Below are 5,954 nucleotides of genomic sequence, written 5' to 3' on the forward strand. Positions count from 1 at the left end.
CGGCTATTCATTCTCAAAAAAGATGGCTACTGATTTAGTCTTAAAGACCCTGGAAAGCGCGGTTAAAAATCGAACCATTACTGGGGACCTGATTATCCACACAGACTTAGGATCACAGTACACCAGCGATGATTACAACCAACGGTTAACAGAACTACATATCCGCCACTCTTACAGCCGTAAGGGGTGTCCATACGATAATGCACCAATGGAATCTTTTCATGCTTCCCTCAAAAAGGAATGTGTTTATCCAGTGCCGGTCTTTGAGAATTATGAAACTGCCGCTGCTGTCCTTTTTGAATATGTGCATGCTTTCTACAATAGGAAGAGAATTCATAGTTCACTGGGCTACCAGACCCCCTTACAAGTTGAAATCGCAACACTTACGAGCCAAATGGCCGCCTGATTTAATGCTTTCCATGGTTCAAATAAGTTATTAATCACGATTAATGATTTATTTGAGCTGTGGAAGGTAAACGCGGTTCTGAATGTCTCTTAAAACCTGTCTCAAATATTGACTTCAATCCAGTTGATCGCGAGGAAGTCCTGCTTTCAGAAATCAAAGATCTACTCGAAAATCAGCAAAAATGAAAACAGCCGGCTTGCTCAAATTGCTTTCAAACCCCCAATTAATTGCGATTACCGGATATTTGAACTAGAATTAACTTATTGATGATTTCACAAATGGAAATACTTGAGAAGAGGTTTTGTTATGAGAACGTTTGCGATAAGGGCTCGTGATGGGGTCATGGAAATCAATTATTCAGAGAATTCCAATAAGCCCCCTTTTAGGAAGTTTATGATCACCTACAACCCCAAATTTTCAATTGGCGATAATCTTGAGAACATTAAGGCTGTCCTCACTGGGTTGCCAATTGATGCAGCAATTGTTGAGAATTCATTGAACTATGAATTCTCTGACACGATCATCGGTATTGATCATCAAAAGATCGATATTGGCCTAGCAATTGCCCACATGATGAATATTCCGGTCGTTAACCTGCATAAGGTTCAAGATGTTGGTTTGGAAAAAGCAGTGGCAGAAAAACAGGAATATTTGAAGTGGCACCTTGATTATTATGGTGAGTACAGCGGCAAGCGTAACTATGGGCAAGAGGCCATGCTGACAATCGGTAACGGCTACTTTGGCCTGCGGGGTGCGTATGTCGAAGCGAACGCCAACCAGGATAATTACCCTGGGATGTACGTTGCTGGTGTCTACAATCAACTCACAACCAAAATTAACGGTCGGGATGTTGTCAACGAAGATCTAGTAAACCTCCCCAATGCTCAATACATCAGTTTTGGGGTGGATCATCAACAACCATTTGAAATTAAAAAAGAAGATATTCAAGATATTTATCGAAGCCTAAATTTGCGAACCGGTGTTTTAACAACCACCTTGCATATTCAATTATCAACTGGCCACATTTTGCAAGTTCGGGCTACCAAAGTTGCCAATATGACAAATTGGCATCGTTATTCCATCAAGTATGAATTAAAACCAATCAACTTTTCTGGGAGCATTCAACTCTATTCAAAAATTGACGGGACTGTTATTAATGGCAATGTTGAGCGCTATCAGGATTTCAATCAACACCATATCGACGTCATTGGCATGGATGCCCACGATAACCAGATTTCGTTAACCGGTCAAACCAAGACGTCCCACGTTAACTTTGTGATTAATTCTAAGCTTTCTAGCAAAGATATCGATACCACCAAGTTAATTTCAGCTGAAACTGAAGATAAACAAATCCAGCAAAAATTGGATATCCAAGTAGAACCTGAGAAACCGTATGTATTTGAAAAATGTGTCACAGTATTTACCAGCCAAACTCAGGATGCCAACTTGAAACAACCCGCCCAAAAGGAACTGAACGCTTCTTCGTTCAATGACACCCTCGCCGACAGTCAAAAGTTCTGGAGCAACGTTTGGCAGAATTCAGATATCCAAATTGATAATGATATGACCAGCCAAAAACTGACGCGAGTTAACATCTACCATATGCTTGTGACAAGTGCCGCCTTGGCTTCTGGTCAATTAGATTCCTCAGTCGGCGCTCGTGGCTTGCACGGTGAAGCTTATCGAGGCCACATCTTCTGGGATGTCACCTTTGATCTACCGTTTTATGCTATTCATTACCCAGCAATTGCTAAACAGTGCTTGTTATATCGCTATAATCGAATCGGTGAAGCGCGCAAATACGCCGCCTCGGAAGACAAGCAAGGGGCAATGTATCCTTGGCAGTCAGGGATGTATGGGGATGAACAATCTCAATTTGTTCACTTGAACCCGGTTAGTGGTGAATGGGATCCGGATAACAGTCGCTTGCAACGTCACGTTTCACTGTCAGTTGCCTACGATGTCATTAATTATGTTCATCTAACAGGTGATACCGAATTCATGAAGAACTACGGATTAGAAATGTTATTGTCAATTTGCAAGTTCTGGGTCAGCATGGCAAGCTACGATAAAAAAGATGATCGTTACGATATTCATCACGTCATGGGACCAGATGAATTCCACGAAGAATATCCAAACTCTGATGATCACGGACTCACTAATAATGCTTATACCAATATCATGGTTTCTTGGTTATTTGATAAAGTCGCAGAGCTGATGAGTCATGAAGATCCTAAGATAATCAAATCTGCCAATGAAAAAGCCCAAACAGACAATAGTTTACTTGATCAAATGAGTGATATTGCCCACAAACTTCGTCTCGATATCAACGAAGAAGGCATCATTGGTCAATTTTCCGGTTACTTCAATCTTTCCAAGCTCAACTTTGATTCTTACCGGAAGAAATACGGTGATATATCGCGAATTGATCGACTGTTAAAGGGTGAAGGTAAGTCACCTGATTCCTATCAAGTTGCCAAACAAGCCGACACTTTGATGGCTTATTACGAATTACCATTTGATGAAGTTCAAAACGTCATTACCCGGCTTGGTTACAAGTTGCCCGCCAACTACTTTACCACCAATTTAAGATTTTACCTTGATCGAACGACTCACGGATCCACCCTTTCACGAATTGTTTATTCAGTTCTGGATGAAATGGATGGCAATATGGATCAATCCTGGCAATTGTTCTCAACCGCCTTGTTCTCCGATTTCTATGATATCCAAGGTGGGACCACTGCTGAAGGTATTCACCTTGGCGTCATGGGTGCTACGCTTGAAATTGAAACCAAGTGTTACGGCGGGGTTCGGTTTGACACCGACGAGGTTTCCATCAACCCGCACCTTCCAACCACTTGGAGTAAGCTATCATTTAAGCAAACGTATCAAGGCATCACGTACAATTTTGAAATCGGTCATCATAAAATCAATGTGACTGCCGATTCGAGCAGTCACATCAAGGTTGGTGACAAGGGTTATTCATTATCCAAGAACAAGCCAACTGTTATTACTTACAAATAAGATTAGGAGTGAAATACAATGGCAAAGCTTTCAGATATTAAAGGTTTTGTCTTCGATCTCGACGGTGTAATTACGGATACTTCGGTTTTCCACAGCCAAGCTTGGCATCAAGTTGCTGACAAGGTGGGTGCCCCATGGTCCAAAGAACTTGAAGACGGATTAAAGGGAATCAGCCGGATGGATTCTCTTGAAATGATTTTAAAAGCAGGTAATCTACAAGACCACTATACTGACGATCAGAAGGTTGATCTTGCAACGGAAAAAATACAAACTACTTGAAGTTGGTTGACAAAATGACTCCAGCTAATATTCTTCCGGGGATTAAAGAATTCCTGGATGAAATTAAAGATGGTGGTTATCTGTTATCATTAGCTTCTGCATCAAAAAATGCTCCTACTGTTTTGAAGAAGCTACAATTGACTGATTATTTTCCAAAGATTGTGGATCCAAAAACTTTGAGCAAAGGCAAACCAGATCCAGAAATTTACCTCAAAGGTGCCGAACTGATCAATTTGAAACCAGAACAATGCATTGGAGTCGAAGATGCTGCCGCTGGAGTTGAATCAATTAACGCCGCTGGGGAAACCTCCATTGGAATTGGTGACAAGACAATTTTGAAGGATGCAGATGTGAACTTTACTGATACCAGTGAAATGACCTTGGCTAACATTAAAAAACAGATGGACTAATTCAATCCATTTGGAAAACTGGGACAATTGATGCTTTAATCCCATCATTTAAGGGCCTCATCCCAAAATCCAAAACGAGGATTTCAGGGTGAAGCCCTTAAATGATTGCATGTCGTAAGTTATTTGATTAACCCGTAATGCTTCAGCCCATTCACAATTCCGCCATTCACATTTGAAGTAGTGACGAATGATGCTTTGGCTTTCACATCTGGGTGACCATTACCCATTGCGACTGGGTAATCCACTTCAGCAAACATTTGCAAATCATTCAGCTGATCTCCGAAAGCATAGGACGGAATGTCCCCTAATTGCGCTTTCTTCAAGAGTGCTTGAATGCCGGTTTGCTTCGATACCCCCCACTTCATCGTATCTAAACAGCGAGGATTATTTCTAACCAATGACAATTCACCCTTGAATTCATCCTGATACAGTTTATCTTTATCATAATTAAAAACGTTCAAGAAATTGACTTCATGAGTCTTGTAAAAGTCCGGCTCAACGTGCGGCGTCAATCTTAACAGCCGATAGTTAACTTTAGTTAAGTCATTTTCAGCTGTTAAGGCAAATTCTTCATTGTTATAGAACGAAATCACATCGCCCTGCTTTTTGGCAAATGCTAAAATCTCTTCAATCACCTCATCACTAATTTGCTCAGCCTTTAGCTTTTTCCCTTGATATTGAACGTAACTACCGTTCGCACTGACTAATGAATTGATACCGGTAGCGTCAATCACATATTGAATTTCAAAAATATTTCGGCCAGTTGAAATTACAGGTAGAATATTATCTACTCGTAACTGATTAATTGCTGCAATGTTGTCATCAGAAACATTCTTTTGATTATCAAATAGTGTGCCATCTAGATCAAAAAAAACAACCGCTTTATACATTGAATTCCCTCCATTTAACTCGATATCTACATTGTACTACTTAATCTACTGCTCCCTGAAAATTTGGTAGCGTCAAGAATCTTGTGTAAATGAAATGCCTTCGTACATATAATATGTATCTAACTTAAATAAATGATGCTTCCAAGGTGTCCTGGAGTCCTTTGAACCCTCGGTGGATCCGCTTCAGAGACTTCTTTATAAACATCAAACTGAGAAACCAGGAAGCGATCCAGTGAATCTTCCGTTGGAAATTGTTCTTTGTGGTGGGTGGTGCGCTTGAGATGCTTATTAAAGTTCTCAATCAGGTTAGTGGAGTATAGTGATTGCCGGATAGCTGGTGGAAAGTCCATGAAAGTGAGTAAATTCGGCATTTTAAGCAGATCTTTGATTTATTTGGGATAAGTCTGATGCCAGTTGTTGGCGAACTCATTCAGTTTCAGTTCGGCTGCTTCACGGTTGGCGGCCCGATGAACTTGTTTAAAGTCACTGATCACGGCCTTGCGGTCTTTTACGCGAACTTTGTTCATCAGATTCCGCCCAACATGAACCAGGCAACGTTGTCGTTTGGCTTTAGGGAAATGTCGATTCAAGCCTTCATCCAAACCAACTAACCCATCGGCCACAAACAACAGCACATCTTTAACGCCCTGCCTGATCAAGGTTCCTAGCAGTTCAGTCCAGATTCCAGTCGATTCCGTTGGCGCCACTTGGTAGTTCAGCACTTCTTTCGTACCATCTGGACGAATGCCAATCGCAATATGAACGGCTTCTTTTTGAACGGTATCCCGCTTTAACGGCAAGTAAGTGGCATCTAAGAAGATGGCCGCATACTGTGAAGCCAGTCGACGTTGCTGGAAAGCTTGAACCTGTTCATTGACGGCTTTAGTCATGTTGGAAACCGTGGCTTTGGAGTAGTGAGCACCGTACATTTTCTCAATGAGTTCG

Annotated in this window: 3 protein-coding genes and 2 pseudogenes; 3 read left to right on the top strand and 2 right to left on the bottom strand. The window is 41.3% G+C overall.

The features are described from left to right. The 3 genes and pseudogenes from GB992_RS10675 to pgmB form a co-directional block, all read left to right on the top strand. The coding region (locus tag GB992_RS10675; RefSeq protein ID WP_161002426.1) for an integrase core domain-containing protein at positions 1 to 406 on the top strand (406 nt) is incomplete at its 5' end. 306 nt (positions 407 to 712) lie between these two features. Then, positions 713 to 3,430: a glycoside hydrolase family 65 protein gene (locus GB992_RS10680; protein WP_161002427.1), complete on the top strand. Its 2,718-nt coding sequence runs from the start codon at positions 713 to 715 to the stop codon at positions 3,428 to 3,430. Positions 3,431 to 3,448: 18 nt separating this feature from the next. Beyond that, positions 3,449 to 4,119: pseudogene (pgmB, locus tag GB992_RS10685) on the top strand (beta-phosphoglucomutase). A 119-nt stretch (positions 4,120 to 4,238) separates the two neighbouring features. Here pgmB and GB992_RS10690 read toward each other — a convergent pair. Together GB992_RS10690 and GB992_RS10695 are read right to left on the bottom strand one after the other, a co-directional pair. After that, positions 4,239 to 5,009, bottom strand: coding sequence for a Cof-type HAD-IIB family hydrolase (locus tag GB992_RS10690; protein ID WP_161002428.1), 771 nt, complete (start codon positions 5,007 to 5,009; stop codon positions 4,239 to 4,241). A 124-nt stretch (positions 5,010 to 5,133) separates the two neighbouring features. Next, positions 5,134 to 5,954, bottom strand: a pseudogene (locus GB992_RS10695) (IS256 family transposase); the annotation flags it as partial.

This window comes from Furfurilactobacillus milii, from assembly GCF_009863985.1.
GTDB lineage: Bacteria > Bacillota > Bacilli > Lactobacillales > Lactobacillaceae > Furfurilactobacillus > Furfurilactobacillus milii_A.

Bases quoted from the DNA above. Each gene is read 5' to 3' on its own strand.
- GB992_RS10680 (WP_161002427.1), top strand. From the start codon at position 713: ATGAGAACGTTTGCGATAAGGGCTCGTGATGGGGTCATGGAAATCAAT.
- GB992_RS10690 (WP_161002428.1), bottom strand. From the start codon at position 5,009: ATGTATAAAGCGGTTGTTTTTTTTGATCTAGATGGCACACTATTTGAT.